This is a genomic window from Sphingomonas sp. 10B4, from assembly GCF_035019905.1.
GTDB classification, from domain to species: Bacteria; Pseudomonadota; Alphaproteobacteria; order Sphingomonadales; family Sphingomonadaceae; genus Sphingomonas; species Sphingomonas glacialis.
In genome coordinates this window covers 1-270 of sequence record NZ_JASJVC010000324.1, presented here as the reverse complement: position 1 = coordinate 270, position 270 = coordinate 1, and the positions used below count along the sequence as shown (strand labels likewise).

At 64.4% G+C, this 270-nt stretch carries 1 pseudogene; it reads right to left on the bottom strand.

The features are described 5' to 3' along the window. Positions 1 to 270 (bottom strand): annotated as a pseudogene (gene glmU, locus QN347_RS19985) (bifunctional UDP-N-acetylglucosamine diphosphorylase/glucosamine-1-phosphate N-acetyltransferase GlmU); the annotation flags it as partial.

Sequence of the window (270 nt, the reverse complement as noted above, 5' to 3'; positions counted from 1 at the left end):
GCCGGTCGGGTCGGCCATGTGGGCGGTTAAAATCGCCAGTTTGTCCTCCCCTGCCACGGCCATCAGGCGGCGCAGCGTGGCCGCGCTGGTGAGCGGCACATCGCCATACAAAATCATGGTTGGCATGCTGAGGTCGAGCAGCGGCAGTGCTTGCGCGACGGCGTGGCCGGTGCCGAGTTGCGGCTCTTGTTTGGCAAAGCGCAAATCATCGGCCGCCACGCGACTGAGTACCTGCTCGCCGCCATGACCGTAGATCACGCAGATCGAAGC